Annotated in this window: 10 protein-coding genes and 1 pseudogene; 9 read left to right on the top strand and 2 right to left on the bottom strand. The window is 65.3% G+C overall.

Features of this window, described 5'->3' with window-relative positions; all coding sequences use genetic code 11:
- The first annotated feature begins 13 nt into the window (after positions 1-13).
- Positions 14-2,593 (top strand): glycosyl hydrolase family 28 protein, encoded by a 2,580-nt coding sequence (locus D1Y85_RS11505; RefSeq protein WP_124151177.1) that lies wholly within the window; start codon positions 14-16, stop codon positions 2,591-2,593.
- 14 nt (positions 2,594-2,607) lie between these two features.
- Entirely contained in the window at positions 2,608-3,855 is a 1,248-nt protein-coding gene (locus D1Y85_RS11500) for an autotransporter strand-loop-strand O-heptosyltransferase (RefSeq protein ID WP_124151176.1), read from the top strand.
- A gap of 61 nt (positions 3,856-3,916) precedes the next feature.
- On the opposite strand, the gene D1Y85_RS11495 is transcribed toward D1Y85_RS11500, so the two are convergent.
- Complete coding sequence (locus D1Y85_RS11495; RefSeq protein ID WP_124151175.1) at positions 3,917-4,612, bottom strand: hypothetical protein; 696 nt, start codon at positions 4,610-4,612, stop codon at positions 3,917-3,919.
- Between the two features lie 183 nt (positions 4,613-4,795).
- Here D1Y85_RS11495 and D1Y85_RS11490 point away from each other — a divergent pair, with 183 nt between their 5' ends.
- Complete coding sequence (locus D1Y85_RS11490; RefSeq protein ID WP_124151174.1) at positions 4,796-6,058, top strand: pyridoxal-phosphate-dependent aminotransferase family protein; 1,263 nt, start codon at positions 4,796-4,798, stop codon at positions 6,056-6,058.
- A gap of 28 nt (positions 6,059-6,086) precedes the next feature.
- Here the strand turns inward: D1Y85_RS11490 and D1Y85_RS11485 are convergent, their stop codons facing one another.
- Positions 6,087-6,845, bottom strand: a complete 759-nt coding sequence (locus D1Y85_RS11485) for a class I SAM-dependent DNA methyltransferase (protein WP_124151173.1) — start codon at positions 6,843-6,845, stop codon at positions 6,087-6,089.
- Between the two features lie 347 nt (positions 6,846-7,192).
- On the opposite strand from D1Y85_RS11485, the pseudogene D1Y85_RS11480 reads away from it, so the two are divergent.
- The 6 genes and pseudogenes from D1Y85_RS11480 to D1Y85_RS11455 all read left to right on the top strand — a co-directional run bounded on the left by D1Y85_RS11480 (position 7,193) and on the right by D1Y85_RS11455 (position 13,334).
- Positions 7,193-7,889 (top strand): annotated as a pseudogene (locus D1Y85_RS11480) (HAD family hydrolase).
- Between the two features lie 150 nt (positions 7,890-8,039).
- Positions 8,040-8,504 (top strand): MarR family winged helix-turn-helix transcriptional regulator, encoded by a 465-nt coding sequence (locus D1Y85_RS11475; protein ID WP_124151172.1) that lies wholly within the window; start codon positions 8,040-8,042, stop codon positions 8,502-8,504.
- A gap of 8 nt (positions 8,505-8,512) precedes the next feature.
- Entirely contained in the window at positions 8,513-10,654 is a 2,142-nt protein-coding gene (locus tag D1Y85_RS11470; RefSeq protein ID WP_124151171.1) for an FUSC family protein, read from the top strand.
- Between the two features lie 37 nt (positions 10,655-10,691).
- Positions 10,692-10,904, top strand: coding sequence for a DUF1656 domain-containing protein (locus D1Y85_RS11465; protein ID WP_124151170.1), 213 nt, complete (start codon positions 10,692-10,694; stop codon positions 10,902-10,904).
- A 1-nt stretch (position 10,905) separates the two neighbouring features.
- Positions 10,906-11,886 carry an efflux RND transporter periplasmic adaptor subunit gene (locus tag D1Y85_RS11460; protein ID WP_124151169.1) on the top strand — a complete coding sequence of 327 codons (981 nt, stop codon included), beginning with the start codon at positions 10,906-10,908 and terminating at the stop codon, positions 11,884-11,886.
- On the top strand, positions 11,883-13,334 hold the full coding sequence (locus D1Y85_RS11455) for an efflux transporter outer membrane subunit (RefSeq protein WP_124151168.1): 1,452 nt from the start codon (positions 11,883-11,885) through the stop codon (positions 13,332-13,334). The genes D1Y85_RS11460 and D1Y85_RS11455 overlap by 4 nt, the downstream gene beginning before the upstream one ends.
- The last annotated feature ends 124 nt before the right edge of the window (positions 13,335-13,458 follow it).

Below are 13,458 nucleotides of genomic sequence, written 5' to 3'. Positions count from 1 at the left end.
TTTGGAGACCGAATTGATCAGATATCCCCATAAAACCACGGCAGCAGGCTTGCTGGCCTTGCTGCTCGCCGCGTGCGGCGGCGGATCGTCGTCGAACCCTGGTGGTTCGGCGGCGGCTTATCCGGCAACAGGTACGCCCGCGGTCGCATACCGGGTCGGCCTGAATCCGTCCGACGCGGCGCTGCAGCAGTACCAGCCCCCCCAACCGGCGGCCGCAGCAAGCGGGTGCCAGTTGTCGGCCAAATACTACTCGTCGGGCAGCCCGGCGATCCCGACGTACGCACCGGGCGGCTCGACCAACGTCGACGTAACGCTGGCCAACGGCGATTCGACTCTGGGCGTGACGGCCTGGAGCACGTCGACGACATGGGCGGCCAACAGCACCACAATTCCCACCGTGCTCGGCCTCGGGACGAAGAGCGGCACGACCGAAGTCGCACTGGCGGCGAATGGCCTTAACGTGCCCGATGGCTATCCGACCGCGCCGGACACCGCGCGTATCCAGCAGGCGTTGTACGCGTGCGCGAATGCGGCGAATGCCTACGACAACGCAAATGACATCGCGACCAACACGGTGGTCGAGTTGTCGAAGGGCGCGAACGGGCAGACGGCCTATGTGACCGGCCCGCTGTCGATGCCGGGCGGTGTGACGCTCGTGATCGACCAGGGCGTGACGTTGTTCGCGTCGCGCGATCCGGTGCTGTACGAATCGGCGACGGCCTACAAGGCGTCGAGCTACAGCTCGCCGGGCGGCACGTTGTACGGCACGCCGAACAGCACGCAACAGGGTGCGAACACGTACGTCGTGGGTGCGGGCGGCACTCAGACTGCAACGTTGACGCCCGCCTCCTACGGCTACGGCGCCGATCCGACGAGTGCCGGAGGTACGAGCGGCAGCGGCCCGACCTATTTCTGCGGTCAGATCTACCCGAACGACGACGGCTGCAATCCGCTGATCAGCAACGTGATCTTTACCGGCCCGGCGATGAAACCGTCCAAGGTCTACACGAGCAACAACGCCGTGATGGGACCGGGCGTGATCGACGGACAGGGCGGCCAGCCGCTGTTCTCGCTGCTCGCGGGCAAGACCTTGACGACGCCGGCGGGCAATTATCTGTTTCCGGCACTCCTGACCCGTGCCGACGGCACCGCCATGAGCTGGTGGGATCTCGGCTGGGAAGGCAACGAAGCACTGAGCGGCGAAGACCAGAACAATCCACGTATCGTGTGGCCGCAGTACGGCTACAACTTCACGCTCTACAACATCACGCTGCAGAACGCGCCGAAGATCCATATCTCGCCGACCGGGGTCAATGGCTTCACAGCCTGGGGCCTGAAAATCTTCACGCCGAGTAACGACTACACCCAGAAACAGAACTACTGGGGCGCCTACTACGACTACGCATCGGTGAAAAACACCGATGGTCTCGATCCGGGCAACAAGGGCGCAACGTCGTCGAGCACGCCGGCCGCGCCTGCCTTCGCGGGCGGTTATAGCGGCTCGCTCGGCAGCTTCAACGGCGACGTGAGCAATATCGTGCTGGCGTACTCGTACATCAGCGACACCGACGACAACGTCGCCATCAAGGGCGAAAGCAGCAGCGACGGACCGTGCGGTCTCGATGGCTCGTCGGGCGGCTCGGGCTGCGTGGACACGCCCAACGCGAGCGGCACCGGCTACACGAAGGCCGATGGCGCGGTCTACAACCTGATCTTCGCGCACGATCACTTCTTCTACGGCCATGGCATGTCGATCGGCAGCCAGACCTCGGGGGGACCGGCCATCGGCATGCCGAGCGCGACGGTGATGGCCCAGACGACACCAATGAGCTACACCACCGGCACCGCTGCGTATCAGACCAAGGGCGCCTGGTCGGCCACCAACCAGACTTACGCGACGCAGACGCTGTACCCGAGCGTGTCGAACATCAACGTCTATGACCTGGCACTCGACTACACGGACAACGGCATCCGCATCAAGACGGACTGGGGTCAAGGCGGTCTCGTGTCGAACGTCAACTACACGAACGTGTGCATGCAGGGCAACCCGATGCCGAGCACATACGATGCTTCGCCGCAGAACGCGATCTACATCTTCTCGTCGTACGATGTCGGGCCGAATCAGGGTGTGCTGCCGAGTTATCAGAATATCAACGTCAATGGTGTGCATGAACTGAGCGCGGCGAACTGGACGCTCACGGGCTTCAACTCGGCGACGCTTGCTACGCCGGCTGCCGTCGCGGCAGGCTGGACCGGCGCGCCGGCCACGACCATCGTGAACCCGCTCGGCATCACGCTGAACAACGTGGTGGCCGACCAGCCGCCGGTCAATCCGGTACAGGCGTCCGATGCCAGGATCATGCTCGGCAACAACGTGAGCAACAACCTGGGTCTGATGGCGCTGAACGGTACCAGCAATGTGAACGTGACGGGCAGCAGTGCATTCAACGCCGCCGCGACCGTGGATTGCACGAAGGCTTTCGCAAACATCCCGGGTAATACCGATGTCAATGGCAACGCAATCAACTCGCCGTTCCCGGGCCAGATGTGGCCTGAGTCGATCCCGAGCCAGCAGGTTCCCGCGCAACAGTGAGTGATGGTATTTCGATGAGCGTTTCATCCGCTCGTGACGGTGCCGCTGCGAAGGCGGCCGGCACCGTCGCCGTGAATCTCGCCAACCAGCCGTTCGTGCAGCTCGGCGCCCCGTTGTTCGAGGGTGCACCGGGGGTACTTTACGACTTCAACTATGGTTGCCGCGTCAAGGTCGAGGGCCGCGCGCGCGTACGCCTGCTCGACCGCGACGCCGATGTCGTGCTGTACGACAACGAAGTCGTCGATGCGATGGTCACCAGCACCAAGCGTTACTTCGTCAACTTCCGAATTGAGGTATTCCGCGAGTGCCAGCTCGTATTCGAGCACGACTACGCCGCGCGCGGCCGCAAGATCTACGCACGCCTGCCGGTCTCGACCATCGGCGATGTGCTCGCCTGGTTCCCGTACGTCGACGAATTCCGCAAACGCCATGGCTGCGAGATGTATCTGTCGATGGGGCCGGAGCTGTGGTCGCTGTTCGCCGATGCCTATCCCGATCTGCATTACATCCGGCCCGAGGACGAGGACGCGGCGGCCAGTGGCTTCTACGCGAGCTACTTTCTCGGCATCTTCTTCCCGAGTACGGATCGCACGCACCAGCCCGTCGACTTTCGCCTGAGCGGCCTGCAACGGACCATCGCCACGCTACTGGGCCTGCCTGCAAAGGAGTGCCGCCCGCGCATCGGCGTTCGCGATACCGCTCGGTGTATTGCCGAACCGTATGTGTGCATCGCCGCGCAAGCGTCCTCGCAGTGCAAGTACTGGAACAACCCGTCGGGCTGGTACGAGACGGTCAAGTTCCTCAAGGCCCAGGGCTACCGTGTGCTCTGCATCGACCGCGATGCCACGGCGGGCGAAGGGATGCACTGGAATCACATCCCGCACGGCGCCGAAGACTTCACCGGCAACCGGCCACTGCAAGAACGCGCGAGCCTGCTGATGCACGCGGAATTCTTCGTCGGCCTGAGCAGCGGCCTGTCATGGCTCGCCTGGGCAGTCGGCACGCCGGTCGTCATGATCAGCGGCTTCACGCATCCACAGAATGAGTTCGATACGCCCTACCGCGTGATCAACTACCACGCCTGCAACAGTTGCTGGAACGACATGACCGTCGAGTTCGACAACAAGAACTACCTGTGGTGCCCGCGCGGTGCGGGTACGGAGCGTCAGTTCGAGTGCTCGCGGATGATTACGCCGGGCCAGGTGATCGGCACGATCAAGCGTGTGATCGATGATCTAAAGTCCTGCGTGGCCGGTCCGTGACTGGCCATCGGATCCAATAAAAACACCGGGGGCCGCGTCATGCACGGCCCCTTTCTTTTGATCAATGCAACATCGGCGAGTCGACATGCAGACCGACGATCTGCCATTTCTCGCGATATCGCAGCACGATCTCGATGCGCGCCGGCGCGCCCGCCTGGAATTGCGCATTGAACAGATAGCGTTGAACCATGCCGTCGCGCGGCACCGGCACCGTGACCGGCATGGGGTTCGCCATCGGGTCCTTGCCCGGCAGCGGCGGGCCGTTGTCGCTGACCGGCGCGCTCAGGGTCGTGAGCTTGCCTAGTTTCGCGTTCAGGCGCGCGTAGGCGTTCGGCAATTCCTGTTGCACGAATGGCGTCATGATTTCGGGCGCGGCCCGCGTCATCATCTCGCGCGGGTTCCATGTCCCGGCGATGGCATGCACGCTGGCAACGGCAAACGCCGGTGCGTTCTGATCGAGTGTGGCTGCCCTGTGCGACACAGGCGTATGGGTCAGCGCCTCGGCCGATGCGGGAACACCAACGGCCAGCATCAGGGCCAGCAACGCGCCCGGCGCGGAGAAGAAAAGCGGCTTCATGAAGTCATGGCCCGGAGTCCGGGAGTCGTCTTGAAAATGGTGCATTGTCCGATAACCGGGGCCGCGTGGCGAGGATTTCCGTACGCCAGCGGCGACTGTCCTTCGCGCTCCCGAATTCGACGCCCGACATCGGATACCCCCGAAATGCAGGATCGGCGCAAAGCGGCCGACGAGCGCCACCGCAAGCCCGGCGCCAGAAATGATGCCGAAATCGGCACGGACACGACGCGGCGCAAAGCCACACTACTGTTCGGCCAAACTCGCCGCAACTGTATATGGTCAGATGTATACATCCGGGAAGACACTGTATTTTCGCCATCGCGCCCGCACCTTTCGCGAAATCCGCCGCAAACAGGTACCCACATGAACGACACCCCGCTCCACCCCGACTCCATCGCTACGCCTTCCGTGCAAGCGGCACCGGTCCCCTGCCCGGTCGTCGAGTCGCTCGACGGCATCCTGCCCGACGAGCCGCTCCTGATGATGGGCGCCGGCCCCGTGCCCATTCCGGCTGCGGTCGCCCAGGCGAACTCGGTGGTGATCAATCACCTCGGCGACACGATGGCACGCGTGATTCACCAGGTGAAGGAGATGGCGCGCTACGTGTTCCAGACGCGCTCTAACTGGGTGCTCGGCGTGGCGGGACCGGGATCCGCCGCCATGGAAATGGCTGTGTCGAATCTCGCGTGGCCTGGAACGCGTGTGCTTTCGATTGCAAACGGCTTCTTCAGCAGTCGCATGGCCGAAATGGCGCGGCGCGTCGGGGCCGACGTCACGACGTTCGACGTGCCCGACCGCGAAATCGCCTCGCTCGAAGCGCTGGCGCAGGCCATCGAGCGCACGCGGCCCGAGGTCGTCACGGTCGTCCACGGCGAGACCTCGAACACGGTATGGAACCGGCAGATCAGGGAAATCGTGCAGGTCGCGAAATCAGTCGGCGCGCTGGTCGTCGTCGATGCGGTCTGCACGCTGAGCACGATGCCGCTGGACATGGACGCCTGGGGTATCGACGTGGTGATCACGGGTGGCCAGAAAGGGCTCTCGTCGATTCCTGGCGTTTCGCTGATCGCGTTTTCAGATGCCGCGTGGGAGCGCGTGCGCACGCGCACCGTACCGAACACGCACTGGTGCCTCGACGCTACGCTCGCCGAGAATTTCTGGCACAAGGCGGGCTATCACTACACGGCGCCGGTGTCCGGTGTGCTCGCGCTGCACGAAGCATTGCGGCTCGTGTGCGTGGAAACGCTGGAAAAACGCTTCGCCCGCCATCAACGCTGCTCGCTTGCGCTGCAAAGCGCCGTAAGCGCGCTCGGCCTCGCGCTCTACACGCCCGAGGACTGCCGACTGAACTCCGTCGTAGGCATCAGGCTCCCGCAAGGCCTCACACCACACGACGTGTGCGATCGCATTTCGCAGCAGTATCAGGTTGAAATCTCCGGATCGTTCGGCCTGCCGATCGTTCGTATCGGCCAGATGGGCGAGCAGTGCCGCGAACATAACCTGTTCCGCACCGTGCATGCGCTCGGCCGCACGATCCGCGATCTGGGCGCGAAGGTCGATCTGCCTGCCGGCGTTGCGGCGCTCGAAGAATCGCTTTTGGCCGGCGCGCGCGAGACGCGGCGTTAAAGACCGCTACGAATGCGGCGCGCGGGTCTCACGCGCGCCGCGCGCGTACGCAGATAAACGCGGGCGACTGCTCCAGTTCGGCATAGAGCGCGGGCGCCACCGACTTCATCTCCGGCAACGGTCTCGGCTCGACCAGCCGATCGAGTATCCAGCCGTTTTCCGTCAATCCATTGACGATCTCCGCCAGCGGCCGCCGGAACGCTTCAATGTAGGGTTTCGGCTCACCGAAACCGCCCCAGTGCAGGCCAAAACGCGTCGTCTCGAAGTAGCTGCGCGAACCGCGCGTGCGTGTGTCGATCCAGTCGCGCATCGGGTGCGCCATCGAGAAAACCAGCAGCGCGCCCGGCTTCGCCACGCGGTGAAATTCCGCGAAGGTCGGCGCGAGTGTCTCAACATAGTCCAGCGCGAGCGAACAGACGATACAGTCGAACGTTTCGTCCGCTAGCCAGTCGAGCGGCTGGCCCAGGTTGCCGGTCGTGATTTCGACGGGTAACCCCAGGCAGTGCGCCTGCGCGAGTTCGACCATCGCGGGCGTCACGTCGAATGCATGGACGCGCGCCCCTTGCGCCGCCAGCATCGCGCTGAGAATGCCCGGGCCGCATCCGGCATCGAGCACCGTCTGGCCCGCCACATCGCCGAGGAGTGCGGCCGTGGCCGGACGCTCGTAAAGGGCGTTATGCGGCTTCTCCGGCACGCGTTGCGCGTAGCGGTCCGCGAACTGCGTGTAGTTCGCGCGGCCTGGAAGCTCTTTAGAGTCGGCGCTGGGAATTGGCTTGTCGGCGGGCATCGGGGGTTTGTGCGTGGCGGAATTTCGCGGGAACGCTATTGTCCGTCGTTTTCCGGGCTTTGTTCCAGGCTTCGCTGAAACTGTGCGGGCCGGACGTGGCTTACAGTGAGCCCGGCACGGCGCACACCAGACCACCCCACAGCGGCAAACGCACGAACCCGACAATTTCCGGGCGTGCAGACTTATCGCCAGAACGGAATACAAACTTTCAATTTCCTTCCACCGCCACCACCAAGCCCCATTTGCCGGCGAGCGCCACGCGTTGCACGCTGTCAGGCTATCATCGCGCTCTTGCGTAACACGGGCGCCCCCAACCCCGTGCCACACCCAGCTACTCCACACAGACGATGTCCCACATTCCCTTCGATGCCGTGCTCTTCGACTGCGACGGCGTACTGGTCGACTCCGAACGCATCACGCACGTCGTGCTCGTGCAGATGCTGGGCGAGCTGGGCTGGACGATCTCCGTCGAGGACGCGATGGATATTTTCGTCGGGAAAATGGTCAAGGACGAGGCGGCGCGCATCGAGGCCCACACGGGCGTGATGATCGACGACGCCTGGCTCGAGCACTTTCGCGAGCGACGCAACGAAGCCCTCGCGCGCGATCTCGTCGAAATTCCGGGCGCCCCCGCCGCCGTGCGCGCCGTGCATGCGGCGCTGGGCGGGCGCATCGCGGTCGCCTCGGGCGCGGACCGTCGCAAGGTGGAACTGCAACTGCGCAAGGTGGACCTCCTCGACTGCTTCGACACCCACATCTACAGCGGCCACGAAATGCCGCGCAGCAAGCCGCACCCGGATGTCTATCTCGCCGCGGCGGCCGGCCTGCGTGTCGCGCCCGCGCGCTGCGCGGTGATCGAGGACACGGTGACCGGCGCGCGCGGGTCTCGCCGCGGGCGCGACCGTGTTCGGCTACAGCCCGTCCGGACCGGGCCACAGCAGCGCCGCGGCGCTGCGCGAAGCGGGCGTCGCGCACGTCTTCGGGGACATGGCCGATCTGCCTGCTCTGCTCGCACGCTGGGGCACGCACGGAGGCGCTGCATGACCGGCGCAAAACGCTCGTAAAACACGCTAGTAAAAGCGCGTTGCTCACCTGCGAAGCGCGCGAAGGCTGACTCGAATACCATCCGATGATCGCGTCGTCAGCCAGAAAAGATAGTTTGCTACCGAATCGCTCTGGGCTATCATCCCGCCGATGTCTAATCTTCATACTTTACGTCGTGCCGTCAGCAGTACGCTCGTCGTCGCCGCGCGCAAGTGGCGTCGGACCACGCACGGCGCACTTTCCGCCTATAACGTCTCGGAAGCCTGCGCGGCGCCGTTGCTCACCGCGAGCCGGCTCGGCGAAGCGGTGCACCAGGTTACGCTCGCCGAACATGTCGGCATCGAAGGGCCGTCGCTCGTGCGCCTGCTCGACCAGCTCTGCGCCGCGGGCCTCGTGCGCCGCGACGAAGATCCCGAGGACCGCCGCGCGAAAACCATCTCGCTGACCAGCGAAGGCCGCGCCGTCACGGCGAAAATGGAGGACGAACTGCGCGCGCTGCGCGAGCGCGTGCTCAAGGGCGTGACGCGCGCCGACCTCGAAGCGACGCTGCGCGTGCTGAACGCATTCAACACGTCCAACGCGGCCGACCCGTTCAACCCGGCATCCCGCGAGTGAACGGCGCCATGACCTACCCCTCCCTGCGCGACTGGCTGTTCTCGGTGAAAACATTCGCCGCAGCGATGCTCGCGCTCTATCTCGCGCTCTATTTCGAGCTGCCGCGTCCGTACTGGGCGATGGCGAGCGTCTATATCGTGTCGAATCCGTTCGTCGGCGCGACGCGCTCGAAGGCGCTCTATCGCGCACTCGGCACGGCGCTCGGCGCATTCGCCGCTGTCATGCTCGTGCCGCCCTTCGTCGAAATGCCCTTCACGTTCAGCGTGATCGTCGCGGTGTGGACCGGCACGCTGCTCTACTTCGCGATGTCCGACCGGACCGCGCGCAGTTACGTGTTCATGCTCGCGGGCTATACGATGCCGCTCATCGCGCTGCCTACGGTCACCGATCCCACCACCATTTTCGACGTGGCCATCGCGCGAACGCAGGAAATCACGCTCGGCATCGTCTGCGCGAGCGTGGTGGGCAGCGTGGTGCTGCCGAGCCGTCTCGCCCCCACGATCGTCGAACGCGCCGACATGTGGTTCCGCGACGCGGCGCTCTACGGCCGCGAAACGTTGTCGGGCCACCTCGCGGGCACGGGGCTTTCCGCCATTCGCCAGCGGCTCGCGAGCACGGTCTACGGCCTCGAATTCCTGTTGAGCCAACTGGCGTACGACCACACGCATCCGGAAATCCTCAAGCGCGCCGAAGCGCTGCGCGGCCGCATGCTGCTCTTCCTGCCGATGATCTCCGCGCTTGCCGATCCGTTGATCGCGCTGATGCGCGATCTTCAGGTGCGCCCCGCAGGCCTTGACGCGCTGCTCGCCGACACCGCGAAATGGTTCGACGCGCCGCTGCCGACGCGCGCAGCCGACATGCACGACGACGCGGGCGACCCCGTGGCCGATCGCCTGCGCGAGCGCATCGCCGCCTTGCAGCCCGCGCGCGAGTTGATAACAGGCTGGGAAGGCGCGCTGTTCTCGAATGCGTTGTGGCGGCTTCGTCAGGTGATCGACGTCTGGCAGGACTGCCGGGCGCTGCGCGCGCTCATTGCGCACGAGGCGGGCACGTGGCGGCCCCGCTATCGCCACTGGCGTCTCGGCGGCACCGAACGATTCTTCGACCGCGGGATGATGCTCATTTCGTGCCTCGTGCCGGTGAGCGCGATTATCGTCGCATGCATGTTGTGGATCAGCTCGGGCTGGCATGACGGTGCAGGCGCGGTCTCGCTCGCGGCGGTGGCGTGCTGCTTCTTCGCGGCGCTCGACGAACCGGCGCCCATGGTGTTCCGCTTCTTCCTCGCCACCTGCGCGAGCGTGGTGTTCGCGGGCCTCTATGTGTTCGTGGTGCTGCCGCACGTCCACGACTTCGAGTTGCTCATCGTCATTTTCGCGGTGCCGTTCATTCTGGTCGGCACGCTGATTCCGCGCCCGCAGTTCAACATGGTGACGATGCTCGTCGCCGTGAACACGGCCACCTTCATCAGCATCCAGGGCGCTTACGAGGCCGACTTCCTCGTATTCCTGAACAGCAATCTCGCGGGCGTCGCGGGCCTGCTTTTCGCGTTCGTCTGGACGCGCGTGGCGCGCCCCTTCGGCGCCGAACTCGCAGCGAAGCGGCTCTTGCGTTCGAGCTGGCAGGACGTCGCGCTCTCGGCGTCCTCAACGCCGATCGCCGACCAGCGCAACTTCGCCTCGCGCATGCTCGACCGCCTCATGCAGTTGATCCCGCGCCTTGCCGCCTCGGACGAGCATCGTCAACCTTCGATAGAGAGCTTCCGCGATCTGCGCATCGCACTCAATGCGCTCGATCTGCGCCGCTCGCGCCACAAGCTCAGCGGCGACATGTCCGCGGCCGTCGACCGCGTGCTGGCAGGCGTCAGCGCCCACTACGCGCAGTGCGCCGAGGCCAGCGAGCGCCAGAATGCACCGCAGGCGCTGCGCGACACCATCGACGACGCGCTCGGCCGCATTGCCGGTGCTTCGCGCGACTTCATCGCGACGCACCCTGCACCCGAGGCACCCACGCCCGCCGGGGAACCGCAACACATCGGCGCCTCACAGCGCTGGCTGCGCGACACGCGGCACGCACTGGTGGGCCTGCGGCTCTCGCTCTTTCCGCACGCCGGCGCACAGCCGCCCGAACTCTCTGGGGAGGCCAAGGCATGAGCCCCTGTATTTCCGTTCTTCTTTCGAGGCTCGCACCATGATCGGCGAAATCGATATCTTCGGCGTGTTCGTGCCGACCGTGCTCGTGCTAATGCTGATCGCGTACCTCATCAACATCGTGGTCCGCAAGGTGCTCACACTGATCGGCTTCTACCGGTTCGTCTGGCACCGTTCTGTTTTTGATCTCGGCATCTACGTCTTCGTGCTGGCTGCCGTCATCGTCGTCTCGCATCGCTACATGCCAAATTAACGTGAAAAAGACTCTGTTCTCCGCAGGCAAGATCCTGCTGACACTCATCGTCGTCGTGGTCGCCGGCATCGTGCTGTGGCGCATCGTCAACTACTACATGTTCTCGCCGTGGACACGCGACGGGCGCGTGCGCGCCGACGTAATCCAGGTCGCGCCCGACGTGGGCGGACTCATCACCGCCGTGAAAGTGACGGACAACCAGCAGGTCAAGCAAGGCCAGGTGCTGTTCGTGATCGACCAGGCGCGCTACGCGCTGACGCTGCGGCTCGCGCAGGCCGCACTCGAACAACGTCAGGCGACGCTCGCCCAGGCGAAGCGCGAGTACGCCCGCAATCGCTCGCTCGGCAATCTCGTCGCCAGCGAGACGATCGAAGAGAGCCGCACGCGCGTCGAACAAGGCGAGGCCACCGTCGCGGACGCGCAGGTCCAGGTCGACACCGCGCGCCTGAATCTGCAGCGCACGACGATCGTGAGTCCCGTCGACGGCTACCTGAACGATCGCGCGCCGCGTGTGGGCGAATACGTGTCGTCGGGCCGTCCGGTGCTGTCCGTCGTGGACATGCACTCGTTTCGCGTGGAAGGCTACTTTGAGGAAACGAAGCTGCGCGGCATCCATATCGGCGAGCCCGTGGACATCACGGTGATGGGCGAGCCGCATGCGCTGCGCGGCCATGTGCTGAGCATCGTCGCCGCAATCGAAGACCGCGACCGCACGCAAAGCCAGAATCTGCTGCCAAACGTGAACCCCGCATTCAGCTGGGTGCGGCTCGCGCAGCGCATTCCGGTGCGCGTAGCGCTCGACGAAGTGCCCGAGGACTTCCGTATGATCGCCGGCCGCACGGCGACCGTTGCGGTGCGCGTGTCCGGAAACGAGAACAACCGGGCCGCAGCCGGTGCAGCAGCAGTGAACGGTGCGAGTGGTGCAAGCGGTGCGGCGGCAGCCGGCAAGCAAGGCGCCAGCGCCGCAGGAGCCTCGCAATGACACGCCGCCGTAGCTGGCGCGCGTTCGCGCTCGCGCCGATGGTGCTCGCGCTCGGCGCGTGCATGACCGTCGGTCCGAATTACAAAATGCCGGACGACGCGCTCGTCAACGCCCCACTGGCGCAGGGGCCGATCGCGGGCGCGCAGAACGCCCCTGTCGCGTCAGGCGACATGCCTGTCGACTGGTGGCGTCTCTACGACGATCCGGTGCTCGACACGCTCGTGCATGACGCGCTGCAGTCGAACACGTCCCTGCGCGTGGCGGCCGCGAATCTCGCGCGCTCACGCGCGGCGGTTCAGGTCGCGACCGAACAGGGCGGATTCTCCGGCGGCGCAAGTGCTGCCTTCGAGCGTGCGCAGGAATCGGCGGAACAGTTCCTGCTCTTCAGCAAAGTGCCTGTCGTCAACGAAGGCGCGCTCGGCGTGAACATCTCGTACGAGATCGACCTGTTCGGCAAGCTGCGGCGCGGCGTGGAAGCGGCACGCGCCGACGACGACGCCGTGCTGGCCGCAGCCGATCTCGCACGCATCACCGTTGTCGCGGACGTCGTGCAGGCTTACGTCGAATCGTGCTCGGCCGGTGAAGAACTCGCCATCGCACGGGATTCGCTGAAGCTGACGCAAGAACGCGTTGCGCTCACGAAACGGCTGCGCGACGCGGGCCGTGGCAACCAACCCGACGTGACGCGCGGCCTGACCCAGGTCCAGACGATCGCTGCCGACATCCCCCGCTTCGAGGGCCGCCGCCGCATCGCGCAATACCAGCTTGCGATGCTGCTCGCGCGCTCGCCCGCCGACCTGCCGCAAGGCGCGCTCACGTGCGCGCGCCTGCCGAAGCTCACGCAGCCGATCCCGGTCGGCGACGGCACAGCACTGCTCAAGCGCCGCCCTGACGTGCGTGCGGCCGAGCGCCAGCTTGCGGCATCGACTGCGCGCATCGGCGTGGCGACAGCGGCGCTTTATCCGTCGATCAGCATCGGCGCGGGGGTCGGGACGCTCGGCGTCGCGGAGGACCTGTTCACGCCGGCGACCAATCACTGGTCATTCGGACCCCTGATCAGTTGGTCGTTTCCGATCAATGGTCAGCGCGCACGCGTGCGCGAAGCCGAAGCGGCGACGAACGGCGCGCTCGCTCACTTCGACGGCGTCGTGCTCAACGCGCTGCGCGAAACGCAGACGAACCTTGCGGCCTATGCCGCCGACGACCAGCGCGCCGAGGCGCTGCGCGCGGCGTACGCAACGGCGAAGGAGTCCGCCGATGAGACGCACCGGCTCTATGCCGCGGGACGCGACTCGTTCCTCTCGGACCTCGACGCCACCCGCACGCTGACGTCCTCGCGAGCACAAGTTGCAGCGGTGGAGGGCCAGGTGGCGATCGATCAGGTGAAGCTGTTCCTGTCGCTTGGCGGCGGATGGGAGCAGACGCAGACTCAGACGCAGGCGCAGTAACGCACGGAGGCGGTCGGGCTCGGTGCGACGACCGCATCACTCCGCTTTGCATTGCCGATGAAGGTGGGCACATGCCCGCGCAACGCGGGCGTCGCGTTAGTGGTGAAGCACCACGACGCCATCT

It is taken from the genome of Paraburkholderia dinghuensis (assembly GCF_003837865.1).
Lineage (GTDB): Bacteria > Pseudomonadota > Gammaproteobacteria > Burkholderiales > Burkholderiaceae > Paraburkholderia > Paraburkholderia dinghuensis.
The sequence above is the reverse complement of the archived record's forward strand: the minus strand, read 5'-3'. Positions and strand labels throughout refer to the sequence as shown.

Bases quoted from the DNA above. Each gene is read 5' to 3' on its own strand.
- D1Y85_RS11500 (WP_124151176.1), top strand. From the start codon at position 2,608: ATGAGCGTTTCATCCGCTCGTGACGGTGCCGCTGCGAAGGCGGCCGGC.
- D1Y85_RS11490 (WP_124151174.1), top strand. From the start codon at position 4,796: ATGAACGACACCCCGCTCCACCCCGACTCCATCGCTACGCCTTCCGTG.
- D1Y85_RS11485 (WP_124151173.1), bottom strand. From the start codon at position 6,845: ATGCCCGCCGACAAGCCAATTCCCAGCGCCGACTCTAAAGAGCTTCCA.
- D1Y85_RS11475 (WP_124151172.1), top strand. From the start codon at position 8,040: ATGTCTAATCTTCATACTTTACGTCGTGCCGTCAGCAGTACGCTCGTC.
- D1Y85_RS11470 (WP_124151171.1), top strand. From the start codon at position 8,513: ATGACCTACCCCTCCCTGCGCGACTGGCTGTTCTCGGTGAAAACATTC.
- D1Y85_RS11465 (WP_124151170.1), top strand. From the start codon at position 10,692: ATGATCGGCGAAATCGATATCTTCGGCGTGTTCGTGCCGACCGTGCTC.
- D1Y85_RS11455 (WP_124151168.1), top strand. From the start codon at position 11,883: ATGACACGCCGCCGTAGCTGGCGCGCGTTCGCGCTCGCGCCGATGGTG.